Origin of the sequence: Parafilimonas sp., from assembly GCF_047606085.1 — a bacterium.
Classification (GTDB): Bacteria; Bacteroidota; Bacteroidia; order Chitinophagales; family Chitinophagaceae; genus Parafilimonas.
The window spans coordinates 1-23,804 of record NZ_JASGEX010000115.1 but is presented as its reverse complement, the minus strand read 5'-3'; the positions used below and the strand labels follow the sequence as shown (position 1 = coordinate 23,804).

Below are 23,804 nucleotides of genomic sequence, written 5' to 3'. Positions count from 1 at the left end.
GGTAGTTTATCTTTTACTAACCGGCGTACTTCCGCAGCCTGTTTACCCGTAATCTTCCTGCCTCCCTGAACGCCGCGTTTCCTGGATTGAATACCACGGCTTCCCCCCATTCTGTATTTGTACCACATTCTGTTCACCGATCGAATATGAAGCCCAAATACTGCCGCAGCTTCACCCTGGGTGCCACGTCTTTTTTTCAAGTAATCTATTACCTGCTCCCGTATAGTTGCCTGGGCTGAAGCTGTTCTATGCCTGCCATCTTTTTTTTGCATTCACAAATATACAATATAAGTCCTATTTTATGCTCTTATTAATAGTGTTCTTTGCACGTCATGTCGAGGTAACGAGACATCTCTGCACAGTTATCAATTCAAAATAAAGCAGAAATTTATTTCGTTTATAATTATTTTTAATCGTCTCAATGATTTTCAATTCTCCTGTCGTGCCAATGACAGTTAAACCTCCTTCTGTATAGTTTAATAGCCCTACAGGCTATTACTTAGTAATAAATATTCAAGCAATAAACAATCGTTCCAGGCAGGGCAATAGTGATTATACATTAATAAACGCAGATTAATAAACTTTCCTTTCATACCACGTTTAAAATAAGATGGAATATTGCCAATAAAAAAAGGCAGGTTATTTTGTTCCATCTTTTTCAGATCACCTTCGCTGATATGCAATGGCGGCGGTTGTTGACCCCATTTTATCAAAGCGGATAACAACATTATTTTCTCAAGCATGTTACTGGTTGCCTGCAAACGATTATTTGCAATTTGAATTAATTGCGGCTTAATGATCTCCAGCTCATTTATTGGTTTTATGCTCATCAGCCTTGCAATGTGATACAAAATGATGGATGTATTGGCATAATAAGGTGAAATAAAAGCGGGATGTTTTACAATATCATTTCTTTGAATGGCAGTAACAATATGTTGAAGTGATGCGCTGTCGGCTTTTGTCCATTGCAGGTTATATTGCTGAACAAAACTGAGCACATTGCACAGTACGCTTACATCAAACACAACGGGAAACTTTTTCCCAAACCATGTTGAATAAGCGCTGTCATAAGCATAAATTTTATAGGTTGTTTTTAAAGGCGGAGCGTTATTAATATAGGCTTGCATAAACCGGTGCAGTGCTTCTGCAGAATCTTTGTTTTGATTGTTCATTAAAAAGCCAAGCACGGTATCGTCCATATCATCCGGCAAAGCGCTGCGGCCTTTAAATACAGGCAGCCACCAGCTATAATTAAATCTTATTGCCGTATCTGTGCGCCAAAAATTATACGTGTTGCGGGTTTTGTTTTTAAAAAATACTGCTGCGCGGTTGCTTCCTGCAATAATGCTGTCGCAGATGATTTTTTGTACCGGAGAAAATTGGTTGTAATTGTCTTTTAAAACATAAGCAATAAGCGTGTTGTAGAAGATGGTGTTGTCTTCCTTTTTTATTTTAAATTTTCGGGCGGCATTAATGTAGGAGGGAAAAACGCCTTCTATGAAATAGTTATCGTGCTTTAGCTGATGCGTTTCGATGCGGTTGAGGAGATAATCAATGGTGATATTGGGTTGAGAAAAGGATTGAATACTGAAACAGCATGCAATACATAGGCTTATCAGGAATCTTATACATCTTTTTAACTGCATTGCTATTAAAAGGCTCAAATATAATTGAACGGATGCAATCGTTTAATAAAACCGGCATTATTGTAAACCCCAGGGTTTACAATAATTATGGATAATAAAATAATTTTCCCGCGCGAAACTTAATTGAATACAGGATTGTATATACATACTGCAAAGCACGATTACCAGTAATACTCTTTCCGCTTTTAGCAAAAACAAAGAATGGCCATACCAGCGTATTAAGCAAGTTCAATTCTCTTTTTGTCCGGTCTAACAATTCTTCAAGTTCCCGGATTTTTGTTCACTCTTTTATGTATGTGAAATCCTTATGTTGGCTATGTGGTTCAAAAGCAAACTTTATACTTTTCTGGAGAAAAGAAGATACAGGAAAAGAAATAAAAATCATTTTACCGGAAGTGTATTTTCAAAAGCAATAAAACTTTACAATAGGTTAATGGCATTAATTAGCGCAAGCAAAGCCGTGAAGAAATAAATCCGGATAAATGCCTGTTTTATCCCTGGTAAATATCCTTTACTAAAATTTCTATTTGCAGTTTTTCAAGTTTAACTACATCATTAATATTAGTGTATTTACGGGCAAACCAATTGCCTGTTTCATCTTTTTCGTAAACAGTAATTAGTACTGTTTCAGGCTCGATAATAATGTAATAACGAAGTGAAGCGATTTTGGTATAGTCAATATACTTGTCAACATAATCTGTAACCTGTGTTGATTCGGAAACCACTTCCACAATTATTTCGGGTCTATATTTTATATATTGATTGTTAGGGCTTTTTTCCTCTTTCGTAGCAAATACATCAGGATAATAAAATTTTCTGCCATCAGGAATAGCCACTTTTACATCATGGTTATAAATTTCATAACCCTTATCTTTTAAAAAGCCATATAGCATCATAGCTATCAGAAACCCAATTTGGTTATTTATATCTTTTTCGCCCGGCATTTCAAAAAGTTGTCCGTTGATAAATTCATGCCTCCGGTCAGATTTCAGCTCATATTGAATATACTCTTCAACAGTATATATCTTATCATTCACAGCATTTCTCATATTAACGCCTGTTTTACCAAATTTACAATTTTTTAAATAAATCTGTTAAACCCCGGGGGGCAATTATACCAGCACATGCGTCTGCTTTATAATGCCCATTACAAAAACACTTTGCACATGCCCGATATTTTCTTCCTGGCTTAATTTGTTTACATGAAAATCGTAATAGGCATCCATGTTCTCCGCCATCACTTTCAGCATAAAATCAAACTCACCTGAAATACTGTAACATTCCACTATTTCAGGCAGGCTTTGAATTAACTTAATAAATTGTATGCCCGCATTTTTACTATGCTGCCGTAGCGATACATAGCAGATAACCATTAAACCCTTCTTCACTTTTGAATGGTCAACCAGCGTTCCGTATTGTTTGATAATGCCAGCGTCTTCCATGCGCTTGATGCGCTCATGCACGGGCGTTGTGCTGAGATGGATTTTATCTGAAATTTCCTTTATTGTTATGCGGGCATTGTGCTGTAATAATTTCAGGATGGCAAGGTCTTTTTCATCAATTGTATAAGCGCTTTGCTTTAAACCCCCGGGGGTTTCCAAAATAGTGGATTGTTCTTTTTTAGCTGCTTTGGCCATTATAAACTATGGGTTTATTCTGTATAAAAGTGGTATAAGTTAATTTCATTCCAAAAATAAATGATTAAACATTATTCTATCCTGAATTTTTACTTTTGCCTTTCAAATTTTAAATATGTCAGCAGTAACAAAAAACATTGACCTGGCCCTGCCCTATAAAGTGAAAGATATTTCGCTTGCCGAATGGGGCCGCAAGGAAATAAAATTAGCCGAAGCCGAAATGCCGGGCTTAATGGCGCTTCGCGCAGAATACGGCGAAAGCAAACCTTTGAAAGGCGCACGTATTGCCGGATGCTTGCACATGACCATTCAAACAGCCGTTTTAATTGAAACGCTGATTGAATTGGGCGCTGAAGTTAAATGGAGCTCCTGCAACATCTTCTCCACACAGGATCATGCTGCGGCTGCCATTGCTGCTGCAGGTATTGGCGTGTTTGCATGGAAAGGCGAAACGCTGCAAGAAGCCGATTGGTGCATTGAGCAAACTTTGTTCTTTGGCAGCACAGACCGCCCGTTGAATATGATCCTGGATGATGGTGGTGATCTTACCAACATCGTATTTGATAAATACCCTGAGCTTATCCGGAACATTAAAGGCTTAAGCGAAGAAACAACAACTGGTGTGCACCGCCTGTATGAAAGAATGGCGAAAGGCACATTGCCGATCCCTGCCATCAACATCAATGATTCTGTTACCAAATCCAAGTTTGATAACAAGTATGGCTGTAAAGAAAGTTTGGTGGATGCCATTCGCCGTGCAACAGATGTGATGATGGCCGGCAAAGTAGCTGTTGTAGGTGGTTATGGAGATGTGGGCAAAGGCTCTGCCGCTTCCCTGCGTGGCGCCGGTTGCCGTGTGATCGTTACAGAAATTGATCCTATCTGCGCCTTGCAGGCTGCAATGGATGGCTATGAAGTGAAGAAGATGATTGACGCCGTAAAAGAAGCTGATATTATTGTTACCGCTTCCGGCTGCCGCGATTTAATCACCGGCGAGCATTTTAAATTAATGAAAGATAAAGCCATTGTTTGCAACATTGGCCATTTTGATATTGAAATTGATGTTGCCTGGCTGAACGAAAATTATGGTAACACCAGGGTTGAAATTAAGCCGCAGGTTGATTTATATACAGTAGAGGGCCATGATGTAATTCTTTTGGCTGAAGGCCGTTTGGTGAATTTAGGTTGTGCAACAGGCCATCCTTCATTCGTGATGAGCAATTCATTTACCAACCAGGTGCTGGCGCAGATTGAATTATGGAACCATGCAGATAAATACGAGAATAAAGTGTATGTGCTGCCCAAACATCTGGATGAAAAAGTAGCCCGTTTACATTTAAAGAAAATTGGTGTTGAATTAGATGAATTAACAACGGCACAGTCAGAATACCTGGGCATTCCGCAGAACGGGCCGTTTAAGCCTGACATGTACAGGTATTAGTCTTTAAAGTTCACGAGTTTACAAGTTTACTTGTTCACGGGTTATAAAATAAAAATCCGAGACAGTGTCTCGGATTTTTATTTTATAGTTAAGTGTGTAAAGTTATTTCCCGCCGCTTAACTGAAACCAACATTCAACTTAAAACGTTAAACAGATAAAACTTGTGAACACGTGAACATTTAAACTTGTGAACCCCAAGATATATACCGCACCAAACTTCTCTTTGCAATGGGCAATAATGTTTCTTCTACCGGCAAGCTAATATCGGCTTCAATGGCATAAACAGCGGGATTGGGCAACTGTGAACGGTTGCGCATCAATTCTGTTTTTATATGCTCGAATGTATTTGCAAAGCTGCGGTACCAGGTATCAATAAATTCAGTGCGTATGCTGCGGAATTTTTCATCATGCTTTTCATAAATGCTTAAACGGTATTGATATACTCTTGTAAGCGATAAGGTGCTGCTGAGAAAGAAATAACCTTCATGCTGTTCCAAAGGAATGATGCCAACCGGCGATATCTTCAGCTTATCTTCAATCATTTCGTATAATTCGGTGCCGCTATTGATGGTGGCTCGCATTTCCCGAGCCGCATAAAAAATAATTTCTTCCAGCTGCTGCATCACCTCATCATCATCCATCATTTGCTCATACAGCAATTGCAGTTTTTGCAACTGGATGCCGGTAAGCTTTTTAGGGAACTGTTCCTGCAGGAATTTTTTGTTCTGCCGGAAAGCAACCAGGTTGTTATAATGAAATATTACATCTGCCAGTTGCGGGTATAATTTATGTGCATCAAAATACTTATTCACCTCCTGTAAATAAGCAAGCAGCGTATATTTCTTCAATTCAAAATCAATATACCCATCTGCAAACCATGTTTCTGATAACGATTTCATACGCCTTGAGTTTTAATAATCCTAAATTGTATAATAACAGTTTTGGTTAAGATGCTGCTCGACCCGGTTGGTTTAATGCGAAAAGCGCATGCGTACAATTTCTGTATAAATTCTATAAATACAAAATATAAGTTAGGGTTGCCTCAAATTGTTGATCACTTTTAAATTGCTGAAATATTCAATCCAGTGCAAACTCCTGGTGCAGGGCCGGTATAAATACATTTTTAAAACCGGCGCTAAGCAGTTTCTCCCTGAAATCAACCTGCACATTATATTCGCCATGCACAACAAATACTTTACTTACTGCTTCCGGCTGCTGGCATTTTAAAAATTGCAGCAGGTCGTTGTAGTCGCCGTGTGCGCTCATGCTGCGCATAACGCCTACCTGGGCGATAACGTTGTATTCTTCGCTGAAAATCCTTACACGCTTTACATTATTCATTAAAGCGCCGCCGAGAGAGCCGGGCTCGCAATAGCCAACAATAAGGATAGTGTTTTTATTATCGTCTATATTGTTTTTTATATGATGTTTTATGCGGCCTGCATCCGCCATGCCGCTGGCTGCAATAATTATCATCGGGCGGTGATCGTCATTCAGGCTTTTACTTTCATCAACGTTCTCAATAAATTTTAATTCAGGAAAGGCAAAAGGGTCGTCATTCCTTTTTAAAAGATTTTGTATATTGATGTTGAAGTTTTCGGGATGCTGTTTTACTACGGCGGTGGCCTCATAGCTTAACGGGCTGTCAACAAAAACAGGAATGCCCTTTAGCCGGCCTTCGAGGCTTAATTCGTTTAACAGGTATAACAATTCCTGTGTGCGCCCTACGCTGAATGCAGGAATAATCAGCTTCCCCTTTTTGTGTATGCATGTTGTTTCAATCCATTCATAAAAATCATCTGCTGTATTTGTGATGCGCTGATGCAAACTATTGCCATACGTGCTTTCAGTAATGATGTAACCGGCCTGCGGAAAGGTTTCCGGCTTGCGCAGGATCATATCATTGTACCTTCCCACATCGCCGCTGAATGATATTTGTTTGGTAAGGCCGTTTTCTGTTATGCGCACATGCACGGCCGCCGCGCCGGTAATGTGGCCGGTATCGGTATATAATACCTTAATGCCTTCATCAATAGTAAACCAGTTGTTGTAATTAACCGTAGTGAACAGAGGCATTGCCTGCTGCACGTTGGCTGTATCATACAAAGGGTTATAAGGCTCAAGCCCTTTTTGTATTCTTTTTTTGTTGGTATAACCTGTATCGTCCCGCTGAATTTCGGCGCTGTCCATAAGCAGCACGGCAGAAAGGTCTTTTGTAGCAGGCGTGCAATATATCCTGCCATTAAAACCTTCTTTTACAAGCTTGGGAATAAGGCCGCTATGGTCAATATGTGCATGTGATAATAACAGGTAATTTACAGAAGCGGCATCAAAACCAAAGCTGTTGTTAAGTGCAAATGTATCTTTGCCCAGCCCCTGAAACATGCCGCAGTCAAGCAATATTTTTTTGCCATTATTTAAGGTGATAAGATGTTTGGAACCGGTAACCGTTCTTGCAGCGCCATGAAAAGTAATCTTCATACAACTTTCATTAATTTATTTAAAGATAAGCGCCCATAATATTTAAATGAAAGATATTTTGTTAAGTGCAGAATAAAGTTCGTAACTTGATACTCTAAAAATTGCCATTATGAACGAACAATCAATCTCACGTTTCGCCATTATTTTATTGGCCCTGGTAATGGCAGTATTCGGAATTTACCATTTTATTTATCCCCAAAATCTTTTAGCTTATGTGCCTGCCTTTTTGCCGGGCGCAGGTAATTTATGGGTATATATTCCGGGTGCTGCATTTATTCTTGCTGCAATTGCATTTGTTACCAACAAAAGGGTAAAGCTTGCCGCCTATTTACTGGCTGTATTGCTGTTTGTTTTTGTGCTCACTATTCATCTTCCTAATTACCTTAATGGCAGCAGCGATGAATACAGGCAGCTTTCATTGATCAATCTTTTGAAAGACACGGCCATTGCTGCTTTTGCCCTGCATATTGCAGCTAACTCATCAAACTGATTGCAAAATTTTTTTTGATGGATGCCTGCAGTAAAACTGCTAACAGTATTGCTTTGCCCAATACCAGACGGTGCACTATAATTGACATTGGAATATAATTGTGCTACCAGTTTCATGTATCCGTTGTATAAATTTCTCCTGTAAATTATTATTGTTTTTTGCCAGGAGGAACCCTTGAAATTTTTCATGTCTGCTTTGTGTAATTTTGGCCTGAAAAATTTTATGTTGGTTTGCAGCGGGCCTGGAACAGCACTAATTTTAAATTATATGGCATGAAGACGATTATAGCGCCCACGGATTTTTCAGAAGTTTCTGTGAATGCGGTTAATTATGCGGCAGACATGTCAATAGCTTTGCATGCACAATTGATAATTATGCACGTAAACGAGTATATATATGCTTACAGTGAAGCTGGTATAGTGGATGCCCTGATTGATGAAAATACAGATGAACGGCTTGATAAGCTTGAAGCGCAATTGCTGCTGAGAACGAATAAAAAGCTCTCCATAAAAAAATATTTATCTGTGGGCAGGCTGGAAAAAGAATTGAGCGGCCTGAGTAAAATGGCAGACCCATTTGCTGTGGTAATGGGCACGCATGATGAATTGAATACAGTGAACCGTTTTTTTCTTGACAGCAGGAGCTGGAATGCAACAAAAAAACTGCGCTGTCCTGTTATGATTGTGCCCAAACACAAAACATGGAACAAAATTGCTTCTATAGCTTATGCCTGCGATCTTAAAGATGTTGGCACTATTCCGGCTGCCCGTATAAAATATGTGCAGGAAAGTTTTGATGCAACCCTGCATGTAGTACATATAAACAGAGACCGGAATTTTAATGGGAAGGATGTGGTAAACGCTTTATTGCTGCCCGCCGGTTTAATGCTGAATGAAACAGATTTTCATATTATAGAAAATGATGACGTTGTAAAAGGCATTGAGGCTTTTGCTGATGAATATAAGATTGACCTGGTGATACTGCAACCAAAAGAATACAGTTTCCTTGAAAACCTGTTTCATATCAGCCAGTCAAAACGAATGATACTGCATCCCGGAATGCCAATAATGGTGCTGCATTAATTATGCCCTCTTCCCGTAACTTATCGCAGCTTTGTGCTCAGCTCCAATGGCCAATCCGAAACAATAGCCGGTTTTCAGGGATGCAACCTTGAATTCATAAAAGCTATTAATTCCTCGCTTGTGCTTTTTTTCTATTTCTTTGCGTTTGATATAAAAGCTATGAAGAAAAAAATTGCATTGCTTACAGGCGGCTATAGCCGCGAAGCCGAAATAAGCTATCAAAGCGCGGTAACCGTAAATAATAATGTTGACAGGAATAAGTATGACGTATATCTTATTGATATAAATCCTGAAGGATGGTTTTATGAAGATAAGAATGGCGAAAAAATACGTATTGATAAAAATGATTTTTCCATAACCATCAACCATGAAAAAATAAATTTTGACGGCGTATTAATGTGCATTCACGGCACGCCCGGCGAAGATGGAAAACTGCAGGGCTATTTTGATTGCATCGGCCTGCCTTACACCACCTGCGATGCTGCTACTTCTGCCTTAACTTTCAATAAGCGTTATACGGTTGCTGTTGCAGGTTTTGCGGGCGTAAATGTTGCCCGCTCCCTGCATATTTTCAGGAACGATGTTATTGATGAGCAGGATATAATCAATAAATTGGAGCTCCCTGTATTTGTAAAGCCAAACAATGGCGGCTCCAGCATAGGAATGAGCAAAGTAAACCAGCCTTCTGAAGAAATTGGCGTGGCTTTGCAAAAAGCATTTAACGAAGATGACCAGGTATTGATTGAGGAATTTATTGAAGGCAGGGAATTTACCATTGGCGTGTTTAAAACAAAAGGCGAAATAATTACATTGCCGATCACCGAAATAAAAACCAAGAAAGATTTCTTTGATTTTGAGGCGAAATATAAAGGATTGAGTGAAGAGGTTACACCGGCGCAGGCAGACCCTGCCATCATTGAAAAAGTGCAGGCTGCTGCCCGCAAAGTTTATTCTGTATTAAATTGCCGCGGTGTGGTTAGAATAGATTTTATTTACAATGAAGAAAAGGGCGAGCCATTTATGCTGGAAGTAAATACAGTGCCCGGTCAAAGTGCGGCCAGCCTTATTCCGCAGCAGGTAAAGGCAATGGGATGGACGCTTGAGCAGTTTTACACAGCGCTCATTGAAGAATGCTGGGATTAATTAATTTGAAACAAACCTTAATGTTTAAATTCATAACGCAACGTTCTTTTTTTGTAAACCTGTTAGTGGCCATTGCGCTGCTTGTATTGATTATTTTTGCATTTTTCTTTTCATTGGGATCAATTACAAAACATAATGAATCGGTAGCCGTGCCTGACATAACAGGAAAAAAATTAGCGGAGGCAGCCGATCTCTTAAAACAGAAGAAATTCCAGGTGGCCGTTCAGGATTCCGTTTATATAGATTCTATTGCGCCGCTTACTGTAGTTAAGCAATCGCCGGAAGGTGAGGATGTGGTAAAAACAAACCGCACTATTTATCTTACTGTAAACCGGGCCACGCCTCCGTTGATCGAAATGCCCGATCTTAGGGGCTTTTCTTATAAAAGCGCACAAATGTTCCTGGAGAGCCTGGGCCTTAAGTCCGGCAATATCAGCTATACGCCGGATATTGCACGCAATGCAGTAAAAGACCAGTTGCTGAATGGCAAAACGGTAAATCCGGGCGCCAAAGTTCCCATGAGCACAGCCATAGACCTGGTGCTCGGTAATGGGCTTGGCGATACCCAGCTTGCCGTTCCCAGCCTGGTTGGCCTTACCGTGTCCCAGGCAAAAGAGTATTTATCAGGTGATAATATCGGCATAGGCGTGGTGCTTACCGATGGCGCAGTTGCAGATACGGCCAATGCATATATTGTTCGCCAAAACCCTGAGCCAACAACATTGTTGCCAAGCGGTGAAACGGTGAATAACCGCATTCGCGCAGGGCAAATGATGGATATATGGATAAGCGCGGTGCCCCCGGGAAAAGATTCAACAACACCGCAGCCGGCGCCTGATAACCAATAAACTTGTTTGCACTTTTTTAAATAAACACACAGATGCATGGAAATTACTTAGAATCAGGCATTAAAACCGGTGCTATATGTTTAGGGAATTATAGGGAGACTGTTTAAAAGTAACCTGTTGCCACAAATAACTAAGATACGAAAAAAATTAAGCTTTTACATCAAACTTTGTGCATTTGGGGCTTCATGGCGTATCTTCCAACCGGCTTTTTAAGACAGTACCCTTTATACTTCTTTCCTATCAACTATTTAAAAATATAGATAACTATGTAGTTCACAATAAGGTTTAAACAAGTTCAATAAGAAAAATCGTAGATATGCAAACTATAACAGTACAGGAATTAAAAGAACGTCTTGATGCAGGGGAGAAAATTCATCTCCTGGATGTTCGTGAGCCTAACGAAAACGCAGAATTTAATATTGGCGGTGTTTTATTACCGCTTGGCGAAGTGCGCAATATGCAAACCGAACCGGTTGATGGCTGGAAAAACGATGAAGTGGTTGTGTATTGCAGAAGCGGCAACCGCAGCGGCCAGGCTGCCATGATACTTGAGCAGCTTGGATTTGAAAATGTAAAAAACCTTACAGGAGGCATGCTTGCCTGGCAACAGAATTTTGGCGCAGGCCGGTAATCGGTTTGCCTTTTTTTTGCGAAACTGCCGGCAGGTTGTAAATACTTTTGCGTTCGGCTGTATTGTAATCGGGAATTATTGTAATTTAGCCACAAACGATTGTATGCATCATACTGTTTGGCTTCTGAAATATTTTTGACCTGAATTCTAAACCTTAAACCATGTGGGCACTAAAAAATATTTTTTTCAAAAAGTTCCAGCCTTCAGGCGTATACCAAAATTTCTGGAATTGGTTTCAAAAAAATGAAAAGGAATTTCATGCTGTAATAAAAAATAAAAGCCATATTGAAGAAGTTGTGGTCAACCCGCTTTCGGCTAAGCTGCATGAGTTAGGAAAAGAGATACATTATCTTACCGGCATGAACAGCAGCACTACCGTTGAATTAATATTAACCGCCAATGGCGTAATAAAAAATATTGCTTTTGTTGAAGAACTGGTAAAGGCCGCCCCAAAAATAAAAGGATGGAAATTTACGGCATTAAAACCCGCGATTGATATAAAGGATATTGCAATAGACATGTCGGGCTATACTTTTAAAAGTGAAAATATATGGTTCTACGTAAACGAGCGTCCTGAATATCCTGATGAAATAGATATTGTGGTGGTGCATGAAGATTTTACTGACGATAACCGGCAGGCAATTACAAACGGCGTTCATACTTTTCTTGATAAGTATATTGGGGAACTGAATTTTGCTGTTACAATTGATAACCTGAAAGTGACTGGCAAGCGTTCGGCAACCCGAAAGCTGATACCCGTAGAAAAATTAAGAACCTATTTAAAATGGCGCGAAAAGGAATTTGTGGAAAAATATGATGACGTTCGCCGCAATACGCAAAATGATCAATATGCTACCCTGAAAGCCCAATTAAAAAACGGCAGTTTTTTAATTGCAACCATGAATATGGATTTGCTGGAATGGGACAGAAAGGCATCCCATCCCTGGATTGGTGCGTTTGGAATAAAATACAAAAGTGAGCATAATCATGGAATGCCCGACAAAGCAACATCTGTAATGCTCAACATGATAGAAGAGAAAATCTGTGATCATCTTAAATGTCATGATGGTTATTTAAATGTGGGAAGGCAAACGGCTGAAGACACCAGGGAAATTTATTTTGCCTGCAAAGATTTCCGCAAGCCTTCTATAGTTTTTGATAAGGTAAAAGAAGATTTTGCCGATAAATTCGAAATATCCTACAATATTTATAAAGACAAATACTGGCGGTCATTTGACCGTTTTAAAGAGACTAAATAAGTTCATGCGATCTTTTAACGAACAGTTGCAACACTTAATTAGAGAAGCGCTTGCCGAAGATGTTGGCGATGGCGACCATTCCACTTTAAGCTGCATCCCGCCTGAACAAAAAGGCAGGGCCGTATTAAAAATAAAGCAGGACGGCATTTTAGCCGGCGTGGATATTGCGCAGCAAATTTTTGTATATGCAGAACCTGCTTCCGCTTTCTGCATATACAAAAAAGATGGTGAAGCCATGCGCACCGGCGAAAAGGCCTTTGAAGCAGAGGCGCATATTCATACCATATTAAAATGCGAAAGGCTGGTGCTGAACTGCATGCAAAGAATGAGCGGCATTGCAACGCTTACGCATCAATATGCGGAAAAACTAAAAGGTTATAAAACCAGGATATTAGACACCCGGAAAACAACGCCTAATTTTCGTTTATTGGAAAAAGAAGCGGTGCGCATCGGCGGCGGCGTTAACCACCGCTTAGGCCTGTTTGATATGATTATGCTGAAAGACAATCATATTGACTATGCGGGCGGCATTGAAAATGCCATTGAAAAAGCCTGGCAATATGTGCAAACAAAAAAGCCGGGCCTGAAAATAGAAGTGGAAGCAAGAAGCCTTGAAGACGTAAAGCAGGTTTGCATGGTGGGGAGGGGCAGGGTATTCCGGATAATGCTTGATAACTTCACGCCGGGCCGGGTAAAGGAAGCTCTGGCCATTGTTAAAGATGATTTTGAAACAGAAGCCAGCGGCGGTATTAACCTGGATAATATTGAATCTTACGCCGCAACCGGAGTTGAGTATGTAAGCGTTGGCGGGCTAATTCACCAGGCGCAAAGCTTAGACCTTAGCCTCAAGGCTGTGGTATAGTCACAATTTTGAACATAATGAGCAAGAAGAATAAACCAGACGCGCAGGGGTTTGTGTACAGTACCAATCCGGATTTTTCTTTCCGGCCGGCGGGCAACGAAGCCTGGGAGACCCTGCCTGCCGCCCAACAAAAATTAAGAATAAAGCTGGAAACCAAACATCGCGGCGGCAAAACGGTGAGTTTGGTAACAGGTTTTATTGGCTCGGAAGATAATCTTGAAGACCTTGGCAAAAAATTAAAGAACCTTTGCGGTACCGGTGGCAGCGCAAAGGATGGGGAAATTATCATCCAGGGCGATCACCGGGAGAAGATACTGCAATGGCTGTTGAAGAACGGGTATAAACAGTCGAAGAAAATATAAAGGCCTGCTTTTTAAAAGTGGCTTTGTTATCTGCCTGTAAATTTTAAACATTTTTTATACAGCAGGCAAAAACTAAAACCAGAATTGGTAACTATTATTCGGTTTTCTTACGCCATAACCCTTACTTTTGCGCAAAATTTAAAAGCATACTTTTCTTATGGCCAACACAGGTAAGGTTAAACAAATAATCGGTGCGGTGGTTGACGTACATTTTCCTGACGGTTCACTGCCGGAAATTTATAATGCCCTTGAATTAACACGTTCTAACGGTGACAAATTAGTGCTTGAAGTGCAGCAACATTTGGGTGAAGACAGCGTTCGTACCATTGCAATGGACGGAACAGAAGGCCTGGTTCGCGGAACAGATGTTGTTGATACCGGCAAAGCTATAGCAATGCCTACGGGTGAAGCCATTCATGGCCGCTTATTTAATGTAACCGGCGACCCCATTGACGGTTTGCCTGCAGTTGACAAGAAAAATGGCCGCCCCATTCATGCATTGCCGCCGGCTTTTGAAAACCTTTCCACAGCTACCGAGGTGCTTTTTACCGGTATTAAAGTTATTGACCTTATTGAGCCTTATGCAAAAGGCGGTAAGATCGGTTTGTTTGGCGGCGCCGGTGTAGGTAAAACCGTGCTGATCCAGGAATTGATTAATAATATTGCCAAGGGTTACGGTGGTTTATCCGTATTTGCAGGCGTGGGCGAAAGAACCCGTGAAGGGAATGACCTGCTGCGTGAAATGATCGAAGCCGGTATTATGAAATACGGGGATGGTTTTAAACACAGCATGGAAGAAGGCGGATGGGATTTGAGCAAAGTGGATATGGATGGTTTGAAAGAATCCCGCGCAACCTTCGTGTTTGGCCAGATGAACGAACCGCCCGGCGCCCGTGCCCGCGTGGCGCTTAGCGGTTTAACCATTGCCGAATACTTCCGCGATGGCGATGGCACCGGAAAAGGCAGAGATATTCTTTTCTTCGTAGATAATATCTTCCGTTTCACGCAGGCCGGTTCCGAAGTATCTGCGCTGTTAGGCCGTATGCCTTCAGCCGTGGGTTACCAGCCCACACTGGCTACAGAAATGGGTTTGATGCAGGAGAGGATCACTTCTACAAGAAATGGTTCCATTACATCTGTACAGGCAGTTTACGTGCCTGCGGATGACTTAACCGATCCGGCTCCGGCTACAACTTTTGCCCACCTGGATGCCACAACCGTATTAAGCCGTAAAATTGCGGATCTGGGTATTTATCCTGCTGTTGACCCGCTGGATTCTACTTCCAGAATTCTTACACCGGCCATTGTGGGTGATAAGCATTATGAAACTGCCAACAGGGTTAAATTGATTTTGCAGCGTTATAAAGAATTGCAGGATATTATTGCGATTCTTGGTATGGACGAGTTGAGTGAAGATGATAAGCTTACGGTAAGCCGTGCGCGCCGCGTACAGCGCTTCCTTTCACAGCCATTCCATGTGGCAGAAGCCTTTACCGGTTTGAAAGGGGTGTTTGTAAGCATTGAAGATACCATTCGCGGTTTCAATATGATTATGGACGGAGAAGTGGATGAATATCCTGAAGCCGCCTTTAACCTGGTGGGCACCATTGAAGACGCTATTGAAAAAGGCAAGAAACTGATTGAACAGGCAAAGGGATAAAGCCCCTATCTCCGCCGCGGCGGGGTGTAAGGCTGCGTTCTTTTATTTTTCAACTTAAAAAATAATTCCCCTTTAGGGGACAGGGGTATGACTTTAGAAATATTAACACCTGAAACAAAATTATATAGCGGCGATGTTTACGGCGTACAGTTGCCGGGCATTGAAGGCTCTTTTGAAGTATTGGAAAAACATGCACCGCTTGTAGCGGAGCTTGGCAAGGGCAAAATAAAAGTGCTGAAAACAAAAACAGAAGTTTCCAGTTATACAATTGAAAGCGGTTTTGCTGAAGTGCTGGATAATAAAACCACGGTTTTGGTGGAAGGCGCTACGGAATAAAATTGGTTCAGCAGGAAAAAAATAATAACAATAACCCTCTTTTGGAGGGTTTTTTGTTATTGGGAGTTGTTCCTGATGCAAACTGTATTTTATTCATAATCTAAAACATGAAACCAATGAGCCATCCACCTGTAAAAACACCGCAGCCGATAACTGAAAAGCCTGAAATAATAGACGTTTTAATTCAATTTTATTTAAGCTGATTCAATTGGGCTGACCAACAGTTAAAACGGCTTTCTGTTTGAAATCTCAATCTATTCCAGGTAAATTTCTAATAGCCCGTCGGGCAGGCTTACATACACTTCCTTTTTCTTCCGGTCAATTTTTAAAAGCGTTGATTCGTTTATGGGAATAAGCGCTTCTTTGCCCTGCATGGTTAATTGCAATAAAACCTGTTGCGGCTGTTCAATTACAGATTCCACCAAACCTAAGCTTTCGTCGTTATTAAAAACGCTGAAGCCGATAAGGTTCACCGGCGCGGATTTACTCACAAGGCCGTCAAAGTCTGCTTTGGCAAGCCATACTTTTTTCTGCAGTAAAAGGCGGGCAGCCTCCCTGGTGTTAATACCTTCCAGTTTTATGATGGTTTCTGCATCATTCTTTATGATGCTTCTTTCATGAAAATAGGGAAGGTGTTCCCCTCTTATTTTTTCGATAAAAATGACCGATGCATTTTTGAAGTTGGTTTTTTTGCCTAAAACATGCTTTAATACCAGCTCGCCCTGCACGCCATGTGTGGCGGCTAATTTTCCTATATGAATATGCTCGCTCAAAATGAATGATATAAGATTTAATCTGGCTGATTGAGTGTGCAACCCTGCGCTGCCATTCAACTATGCAGTACCTGCCTACCGTCAGGCAAGCGAGTGATCCCGCTTCAGGTGCAAGGCTCCATTGTGCTTAGCCAGCGTTAATTTACCGGTTGTCAAAATAAAAAAATCCCGCTGTTGCTAACGGGATTTTAAGAAAATTTTTTCCGTGTGTGGCTTATGCTTCTGCTGAATCGGGCGTTTGTGTCCTTTTTGCAGAAGTTTGCGGGCGTGCGGCAATTCTTGCTCGCTTGTGCTCATCGCTGCGACGCTTAACATGAACTTCGTGTTCTTCATGCCATTTCTGGAACTTTTGCATGGCTGCAGCCTCGTCGAACAGGCCAAGTTTTACACCGCGTAATAAGTGTTTTAAATAGAGCACTCCTTTAAAGGACAGGATGCGGCGAACAGTATCTGTTGGCTCAGCACCTTTGTGCAACCATTCTAATGCTTTTTGACGGTCTAACTGGATTGTTGCAGGAACAGTTAGCGGATTGTAGGTTCCGATTTTCTGGATAAATTTTCCATCACGGGGTGCACGGGCATCGGCTATTACGATAAAGTAAAAAGGTCTCTTTTTACTTCCGTGTCTTTGAAGTCTGATTTTTACTGCCATTTTAAATAGAAATTTAAAGGCCTTTTTTCAAAAGGTTTAAATGAATAATGGACTGCGAATGTAAGAGATAAATAATGAATTGAAAAACGCTGTATGGAAAAATTAATTTTTTTTTAATCAGCGGCAAACACCGGCATTTTGAGAGCATAAAATGAAAGAGGTGTAAAAAGAAAATATCGCACAGAGAAAAGGAGGGAACAGAGACGGGTTTTTGGCTTGCTCCGTTAGCGCTGCTTCCTCTGTGCAAAAAATATTTAGCGGCGCATACCGGGCATGCGCATGCCGCCCATGGGCATTTTATTCATCATCTTCATCATCTGTTTCATCTGCTCAAACTGCTTCATAAAAGCATTCACATCGTCTATGGATTTGCCGGAACCTTTCGACAAGCGGCTGCGGCGGCTTTGGTTAATAACATCAGGATTGGCCCGCTCATAAGGCGTCATGGAATTGATGATGGCTTCCACACCTTTAAAGGCATCGTCGCTTATATCCACATCTTTTATCGCTTTGCCCACGCCGGGTATCATGCCCATCAGGTCTTTCAGGTTGCCCATCTTTTTTATTTGCTGCAACTGGTCGTAAAAATCCTGGAAATCAAACTGGTTTTTGCGGATCTTCTTTTCCAGTTTCCTGGCTTGTTCTTCATCAAACTGCGCCTGCGCTTTTTCTACCAGTGAAGTAATGTCGCCCATACCAAGAATACGCTGGGCCATACGATCAGGATAGAAAACATCAAGCGTATCTAATTTTTCGCCGCTGCTTACAAATTTTATGGGTTTGTTTACCGTGTATTTAATAGACAATGCCGCTCCACCACGCGTATCGCCATCGAGCTTGGTCAATACAACGCCGGTAAAATCGAGCCGGTCGTTAAAGGCTTTGGCTGTGTTCACGGCGTCCTGGCCTGTCATGGAGTCAACCACGAACAATATTTCGGTTGGATTAACTGCTGCTTTTATATTGGCTACCTCGGTCATCATGGCTTCATCAATGGCGAGGCGGCCGGCTGTATCTATGATTACAACATTCTTGTTCTTTGTTTTGGCTTCTTTAAGCGCATTTTGTGCAATAGCAACAGCGTCTTTTGTTTCAGGCTCGCTGTAAACTTCTACATTAATCTGTTCACCCAATACTTTTAACTGGTCAATGGCGGCAGGGCGGTAAATATCTGCTGCCACCAGCAAAGGTGATTTTTTCTGGCTTTTTAAATAATTCGCCAGTTTCCCGCTGAAAGTGGTTTTGCCGCTACCTTGTAAACCGGCAATTAACACAACGGCGGGATTGCCTGTTATATTAAATTCTGCTTCTGTGCCGCCCATGAGCTCTGTTAACTCATCCTGTACAATTTTTACCATTAACTGGCCGGGGCTGATGGCGTTGATTACTTTTTCGCCGGTTGCTTTTTCCTTAACCCTGTCAGTAAATTCTTTGGCAATTTTGTAGTTAACGTCGGCATCAATTAAAGCGCGGCGGATATCTTTTACCGTATTGGCAATATTCAGGTCGTTTATTCTTGCTTCACCTTTTAAATTCTTAAAAGCGCTTTCGAGCCTTTCGGTAAGATTATTGAACATAGATATTTTTTAAGGATTGCAAATATATAGCACGAAAAATAAGCGCCATTATCATTTACTTTACGGCTTCTTACTTAGCTTTATTTTTGAATTGATTTTAAACATCAACACATGATACAAAGAATACAATCTGTTTGGCTGTTGCTGGCTTCAGCGTTTGCCTTCCTCACTATGAAATTTCCTTTTTTCGTAGGCGCGAACGCCTTAATAAATTTTGGCGAGTTTAATGCAACCACCAATATGATTTTGCTGATAATTACAGCAATTTTAGGAACGCTTTGCCTGTTTACAATCTTCATTTTCAAGCAGAGGAAGCTGCAGCTTTGGTTAACCATACTTGCTTTGGTAATAAGTGTTTGCAACATCCTGCTTTATTTCAATTATAAAAAAGATTATCCCAGCAGCAACCTTACTTTAACTTCTGTATTTGCTTTTGTAATACCTGTATTTTTATTCTTTGCAGCGCAGGGCATTTACCGAGATCAAAAGCTGGTGAGGAGTATGGACAGGCTGCGGTAGATAAACAGCAACGTACATTATCTTATCGTGTAATCTTCCGTTTTCGGAATGGCGTTTAATGTATCAATAATAATTTGCGGCGGCGCTACTATTTTTCTTTTTACCGTATCCATCCATGCACCGTCAATAATCAATAATGCGGCAGGCTCATTTTCATTTTTAAATATTTCATGCTGCATGGAGAATTTCCTGAAATCGGCTGATACAGATTTCAGTGTAAGGGATATGCTTATGGCATCACCAAATTTTATTTCCCTTTTAAAAAAGCATTCTTCACGAAACAAAACAGGCCCGATAAAATGCCGGCGCATTACTTCTTCCGTTATGCCGTTATCAAACAAAAAACTGATACGGCAATAAGCGCCCAAATCATAATAAACGGAATGGCGAAGATGGAAATTGGGATCAAGATCGCTCCATCTTAATTCAGCTTGTTTTATATAATTCATGCATTGAAGATAAATAAGAAATGGAAAGTGGAAGACGCGTTACATCGGTAAAGGAAATGTGGTGCGCACCTGTACACTAAATTCATTTTTATAAAAACCAAGGCTGGCGTCCAGATATAACAGATTAAACGGGGAAATAATTAAGCCGCCGCCATACGCCACATGCCAGGCATTTGATTGTTCACCCGGAAGCCAGACCCTGCCATTATCACAAAAAGCAAACACGCCCGCTTTGCCATTAAAAAACCAGGAATGAAAAGGCGCAATAAAACGAAGGTCGTTGGTATTATAAAAAGCCGTTTTGCCACGAAACCTGTCCATTGCACTGCCCCTGAAGATTGTGCCGCCAATAGATGCCATCTGGTAAAACCCAGGGTTGCCGGTAACTGTTGATGCGCCGGCGCGGATATTGAAAGAAAACTTCGATGTTAATGGAATATAGAAATAAGCGTTGCCCGCATATTTCATATAATGGCTGGCGGGGTTATTTATATTTTGTTCGCCGGCGGCCGAAGCATCTATATAAAAACCTTTTGTTGGCACAATTGCATCGTTTAGATATTGAAAACTATAGCTTATGCCTGCACCTGTATAGGTTTGCCAGTTATAACCGGTTGTATTCATGCCTGGCTTCATGATAAACCTTGAAGAATCATCAATAACCTTTATGCCCTGCAAACTGCCATATACATTAATGGTGCTGTTGCCGATAACTTTTGTAAGCTGCGGTTTCAATATCCATTGCCTCGTTCTTGCTGTATAATATTTCAGCGTTTCATTTTTGTCAAAGCTGGTATTATTGCCAGGGCCAAAATAAAACTGCCAGCGTATAAAATCATAATTGGCAAGCAAGGTTAAATGAGAACCTAATACAAGCCTTGGAAACAAGCCTTTGTAGGTTAAACTGGGCGCTCCCTCCATTATCGAATAATGCAGGCTAAGCCTTTGCAGCGAGGCAAACGGGCGCCTGTCCCATTTATTACGCAATATTCTGTACGAAAAGCCTGCATGCAGCCTGTCTTCCAGGCTGTAAAAAAGAAAGGGCGACAAGCCTTTCCTGTTATAACGAAACCAATCATAATGGTAAGTGCGGTTCGTAGTATCATGGTTTATATGAATGCTGCTGGCGTTGTTTGTTTTAACGCCATCTTTTGCGTAAACAATGATGCGTTTGTTTTTTTTACGGAGCGAAGACAGATCAATCACCGAATCATTGTTTATGCCATCGCTTATTTTAATGCCGATACGGCTTTTACCATTGCCCGAAATGCGGTACGTATCATTACCGCTTAATCCAAACAATCTTATTTCTTTTGTTTCTGCATATTCAAATGTTCTTGAATAAAAAGGCGTGTTGTCATTTGCTCCAAAAACCTGCAGCGATACTTCTTTGTTATTAATGCGATGCACTTCAAACCTGTCATTGCCGGCAGAACCGGTTACCTGTACTTTCTTCGATATAAAATGATAATATTCATTTGCCCATTCCGCAATATGCCTGCGCCTTTCCCTGAGCACTGCGGTTATTGTATTGCCGGTTTGTGCATATACTTCAGGTGGAAATTGTTTAACCGCTTCTTGAATTATTTTATCGGTTAAAGATTGCTGTAAATCTTTTGCGGCATCTTGCCATTCCTGCAAACCTGCCTGGTTAAGCAAACGCCGGTCAAAATTTCTTTCCCGCTGGTTGAAGAAGATAACATTCGGGATATTATTTTTAAATTTCTGAAAATAGTTTAAATCTCCGGCCGCTATGCCGGCGCCAAACAATAAGCCATCGTAATTAGAAAGCGCCTGGTCGCGGTTTACGGGCAGGGGCACATATACTGTTTTACCGCCGGTTATTTTTTTGCCCCAAAGCCAGTTTTGACCAGGCCTGTTCCAGTCGTTTAGAAACATATCAAACAGCCGGGCCTTAACCAGCGCTTTATTGTCTATGCGAATACCCGTATTGTTGTTTAATGTATCAAGCAGTGCTGCGGTAGTGATGTAACTTTCTGCATTGCCGGGCGCAATTTCTTCAAATACAAAAAATTTATCGCCAAACAGGGTATCATAATCACCAAACTTGGGTGGCGATGGGGCGTAGCCATAGCTTATGCCGGCTGAATAAACGCCGGCGGCCCTGGCCAGCACCGGTACCGGCGCCCCGCCGTAAGGGTTGGAAGCCGAGCCGCCATCTGTTAATCTTTGCTCAATAAATGTTTTGCGAAAAAGCACGGGCAGATTTTTCCCCAAAGTTTTATTTACAGGCCTTATCAGGTAATCTTTGTTTGCGCCGTTTTGTATATGCAGGTTAAGATTTTGATTGATGATGCCCGGCGTAAGGGTTACATGCCCCTGCCTGGAACTGTCGGGATAAAACAATGGCAAGGTTACGGGCGTTGTCCACACATCCCTGTAATTATTGCCCCAAAGCCAGCGCTTAAAGCCGGACGCTTTGTATTCCGGGCCGGGGATTATTTTTTGATAGCCGGGAACTGTATCAACAGCCGTTTGGGCAAAAACAAAATTACAGGTGGCAATGCAGGTAAAAAACGATGAAAAAAGGAGATAAAAATTTCTCATAAGTTATTGTTGTAAAAAAATCCTGCCAGGTATTTTACGGTTGCTTGCGCTACAATTTTCGGTATTAACAGGTTGGCCTGATTAATACGCGGTCAGACGCTTCAAAGCGTCTGACCGGTAGCGCCATCCCGGGCACTGTGTTATTACAGACTGAACCAGTCTTTTTACAACACCAATCGCAGTAACGGCAGCATCGAACGTAACAGCGCCGGAAAGATAATGCAGCGCTATATTTAAGCCCGTGCTGGCTTTTAAGAGATCCTGTATTTCTTCATCGGGCTCCGTGCGGCCAAACGCAGCGTCGAGCTGAGCAAAAACAATTTCCGGCACTTTGAGCCCGAGCGCTTTTGCCAGCAGCCCGCCAATCAGCTCTGCTATTAACGCTTTCTTTCCCTGGCCCGCGCCTTTAAATTTCACTACGTACATAAACCCATCATCGGCTTCGGCTATTGCGGGCAATGAGCCGCCTTCGCGCAGCGGCACCACGTAGCGCATTACATTTACGGTTCGTATATCAAAAGCAGATGGCGGCATTTACTGTATAATTGATAAACGGCTAAATTATAGTAAAGGGAATGAACAGAAAGGCCAATGCAGGAATATTAGGCGGGAAACGGCAGTAATTTTTAATTTTCTGTTTTCCCGTTTTGCGTCGATGTTTTTAAAAATAGTATTTCTCTTCGCCTGGCAGTGTTTTTATATCATTCCCTTCTGATGTTCTCCAAATTCCTTTTGGCATTTCCCAATCTGCAAATGCATAAGGCAGCTCGCCTTTTTTTAGTTGTGCCAATATGCTGCTATACCATTTTGTATATGCTTCATTTTCGCCTTTACAATGTTCAATAAATTCAAAATTTTCTTTTACGAACAGGTCCGCCAATTCCTGCGTTGTTAGTTTAATTTCTTCTCCTGATTTTTCTTTTTCGTAGCCGTAAATCCAATTAGAAGCAATACATCTATGTTCTTTTGTTTCGTCAATGAAACTGCAACGCCAATGCACTCCCGATGGGGATAACGATGGAATTACTCGCAACTTTCCAAAACCTCGGTTATGTAACTCTTCAACCATAAACAAAAGTTTTTGCCTGTTTGTCATATAAAACCTGTCGTCCATTTTTATAATTTTCGTTGTTTGTTGGAGTGCTGTGGCTTGCCTGCCGCCAACGGTTCAGCATTTGTGAAGGCATGGCAACAGGGCTATGCCAGCCAGGTACAAATGCACATGTTGGCTATAGCCCGCTTATTTTTTACGTTTATCAACCATTGTTGTCCGACTAAAATATTTTCTCCCGGGCTAAAGCCCTTTATGTGCCTGTTTTTTACTAACCCCAGGCTTAAGCCTGGGGTTATATATCTGAATCCCCTGCACAATGGGCTTTAGCCCAAGT

25 protein-coding genes are annotated in these 23,804 nt (G+C 41.3%); 12 read left to right on the top strand and 13 right to left on the bottom strand.

Annotated elements, in window-relative coordinates:
• From QM629_RS10110 to QM629_RS10095, 4 genes are all read right to left on the bottom strand, one after another.
• The coding region (locus QM629_RS10110; RefSeq protein WP_415159744.1) for a hypothetical protein at positions 1-272 on the bottom strand (272 nt) is incomplete at its 3' end.
• A 213-nt stretch (positions 273-485) separates the two neighbouring features.
• Positions 486-1,646, bottom strand: a complete 1,161-nt coding sequence (locus QM629_RS10105; protein ID WP_415159743.1) for a hypothetical protein — start codon at positions 1,644-1,646, stop codon at positions 486-488.
• 491 nt (positions 1,647-2,137) lie between these two features.
• Positions 2,138-2,695 (bottom strand): Uma2 family endonuclease, encoded by a 558-nt coding sequence (locus QM629_RS10100; protein ID WP_415159742.1) that lies wholly within the window; start codon positions 2,693-2,695, stop codon positions 2,138-2,140.
• A 63-nt stretch (positions 2,696-2,758) separates the two neighbouring features.
• Positions 2,759-3,283, bottom strand: coding sequence for an Lrp/AsnC family transcriptional regulator (locus tag QM629_RS10095; protein ID WP_415159741.1), 525 nt, complete (start codon positions 3,281-3,283; stop codon positions 2,759-2,761).
• A 115-nt stretch (positions 3,284-3,398) separates the two neighbouring features.
• On the opposite strand from QM629_RS10095, the gene ahcY reads away from it, so the two are divergent.
• Entirely contained in the window at positions 3,399-4,724 is a 1,326-nt protein-coding gene (ahcY, locus tag QM629_RS10090; RefSeq protein ID WP_415159740.1) for an adenosylhomocysteinase, read from the top strand.
• A gap of 179 nt (positions 4,725-4,903) precedes the next feature.
• On the opposite strand, the gene QM629_RS10085 is transcribed toward ahcY, so the two are convergent.
• Together QM629_RS10085 and QM629_RS10080 are read right to left on the bottom strand one after the other, a co-directional pair.
• Positions 4,904-5,623, bottom strand: a complete 720-nt coding sequence (locus tag QM629_RS10085) for a hypothetical protein (protein ID WP_415159739.1) — start codon at positions 5,621-5,623, stop codon at positions 4,904-4,906.
• A gap of 178 nt (positions 5,624-5,801) precedes the next feature.
• Positions 5,802-7,205 carry an MBL fold metallo-hydrolase RNA specificity domain-containing protein gene (locus QM629_RS10080; protein WP_415159738.1) on the bottom strand — a complete coding sequence of 468 codons (1,404 nt, stop codon included), beginning with the start codon at positions 7,203-7,205 and terminating at the stop codon, positions 5,802-5,804.
• Positions 7,206-7,314: 109 nt separating this feature from the next.
• Here QM629_RS10080 and QM629_RS10075 point away from each other — a divergent pair, with 109 nt between their 5' ends.
• The 10 genes from QM629_RS10075 to atpC all read left to right on the top strand — a co-directional run bounded on the left by QM629_RS10075 (position 7,315) and on the right by atpC (position 15,878).
• Positions 7,315-7,695, top strand: coding sequence for a hypothetical protein (locus QM629_RS10075; protein ID WP_415159737.1), 381 nt, complete (start codon positions 7,315-7,317; stop codon positions 7,693-7,695).
• Between the two features lie 272 nt (positions 7,696-7,967).
• A complete protein-coding gene (locus QM629_RS10070) occupies positions 7,968-8,777 on the top strand; it encodes a universal stress protein (protein ID WP_415159736.1) in 810 nt (269 codons plus the stop codon).
• Between the two features lie 159 nt (positions 8,778-8,936).
• Positions 8,937-9,920 (top strand): D-alanine--D-alanine ligase, encoded by a 984-nt coding sequence (locus QM629_RS10065; RefSeq protein ID WP_415159735.1) that lies wholly within the window; start codon positions 8,937-8,939, stop codon positions 9,918-9,920.
• Between the two features lie 20 nt (positions 9,921-9,940).
• Complete coding sequence (locus QM629_RS10060; protein WP_415159734.1) at positions 9,941-10,768, top strand: PASTA domain-containing protein; 828 nt, start codon at positions 9,941-9,943, stop codon at positions 10,766-10,768.
• A gap of 316 nt (positions 10,769-11,084) precedes the next feature.
• Positions 11,085-11,399, top strand: a complete 315-nt coding sequence (locus QM629_RS10055; RefSeq protein ID WP_415159733.1) for a rhodanese-like domain-containing protein — start codon at positions 11,085-11,087, stop codon at positions 11,397-11,399.
• A gap of 161 nt (positions 11,400-11,560) precedes the next feature.
• Positions 11,561-12,658 carry a DUF695 domain-containing protein gene (locus QM629_RS10050; protein ID WP_415159732.1) on the top strand — a complete coding sequence of 366 codons (1,098 nt, stop codon included), beginning with the start codon at positions 11,561-11,563 and terminating at the stop codon, positions 12,656-12,658.
• A 4-nt stretch (positions 12,659-12,662) separates the two neighbouring features.
• Entirely contained in the window at positions 12,663-13,520 is an 858-nt protein-coding gene (nadC, locus tag QM629_RS10045) for a carboxylating nicotinate-nucleotide diphosphorylase (RefSeq protein WP_415159731.1), read from the top strand.
• 17 nt (positions 13,521-13,537) lie between these two features.
• On the top strand, positions 13,538-13,882 hold the full coding sequence (locus QM629_RS10040; protein WP_415159730.1) for a translation initiation factor: 345 nt from the start codon (positions 13,538-13,540) through the stop codon (positions 13,880-13,882).
• 157 nt (positions 13,883-14,039) lie between these two features.
• The gene (gene atpD / locus QM629_RS10035) at positions 14,040-15,542 is read left to right on the top strand and encodes a F0F1 ATP synthase subunit beta (protein ID WP_415159729.1); all 1,503 of its coding nucleotides are present in this window, start codon (positions 14,040-14,042) and stop codon (positions 15,540-15,542) included.
• An 87-nt stretch (positions 15,543-15,629) separates the two neighbouring features.
• The gene (atpC, locus tag QM629_RS10030) at positions 15,630-15,878 is read left to right on the top strand and encodes an ATP synthase F1 subunit epsilon (protein WP_415159728.1); all 249 of its coding nucleotides are present in this window, start codon (positions 15,630-15,632) and stop codon (positions 15,876-15,878) included.
• Between the two features lie 254 nt (positions 15,879-16,132).
• Here the strand turns inward: atpC and rimM are convergent, their stop codons facing one another.
• The 3 genes from rimM to ffh all read right to left on the bottom strand — a co-directional run bounded on the left by rimM (position 16,133) and on the right by ffh (position 18,880).
• Entirely contained in the window at positions 16,133-16,651 is a 519-nt protein-coding gene (gene rimM, locus QM629_RS10025; RefSeq protein ID WP_415159727.1) for a ribosome maturation factor RimM, read from the bottom strand.
• Positions 16,652-16,865: 214 nt separating this feature from the next.
• A complete protein-coding gene (rpsP, locus tag QM629_RS10020; RefSeq protein ID WP_415159726.1) occupies positions 16,866-17,303 on the bottom strand; it encodes a 30S ribosomal protein S16 in 438 nt (145 codons plus the stop codon).
• Positions 17,304-17,557: 254 nt separating this feature from the next.
• Complete coding sequence (gene ffh / locus QM629_RS10015) at positions 17,558-18,880, bottom strand: signal recognition particle protein (protein WP_415159725.1); 1,323 nt, start codon at positions 18,878-18,880, stop codon at positions 17,558-17,560.
• 111 nt (positions 18,881-18,991) lie between these two features.
• Here ffh and QM629_RS10010 point away from each other — a divergent pair, with 111 nt between their 5' ends.
• Positions 18,992-19,399: a DUF4293 domain-containing protein gene (locus QM629_RS10010; protein ID WP_415159724.1), complete on the top strand. Its 408-nt coding sequence runs from the start codon at positions 18,992-18,994 to the stop codon at positions 19,397-19,399.
• A gap of 17 nt (positions 19,400-19,416) precedes the next feature.
• On the opposite strand, the gene QM629_RS10005 is transcribed toward QM629_RS10010, so the two are convergent.
• The 4 genes from QM629_RS10005 to QM629_RS09990 form a co-directional block, all read right to left on the bottom strand.
• Positions 19,417-19,848, bottom strand: coding sequence for an acyl-CoA thioesterase (locus QM629_RS10005; protein WP_415159723.1), 432 nt, complete (start codon positions 19,846-19,848; stop codon positions 19,417-19,419).
• A 39-nt stretch (positions 19,849-19,887) separates the two neighbouring features.
• Positions 19,888-22,416 carry a hypothetical protein gene (locus QM629_RS10000; RefSeq protein WP_415159722.1) on the bottom strand — a complete coding sequence of 843 codons (2,529 nt, stop codon included), beginning with the start codon at positions 22,414-22,416 and terminating at the stop codon, positions 19,888-19,890.
• Positions 22,417-22,497: 81 nt separating this feature from the next.
• Positions 22,498-22,950, bottom strand: a complete 453-nt coding sequence (locus QM629_RS09995) for a HipA family kinase (protein WP_415159721.1) — start codon at positions 22,948-22,950, stop codon at positions 22,498-22,500.
• Positions 22,951-23,077: 127 nt separating this feature from the next.
• A complete protein-coding gene (locus QM629_RS09990; RefSeq protein WP_415159720.1) occupies positions 23,078-23,530 on the bottom strand; it encodes a hypothetical protein in 453 nt (150 codons plus the stop codon).
• Positions 23,531-23,804 lie beyond the last annotated feature (274 nt).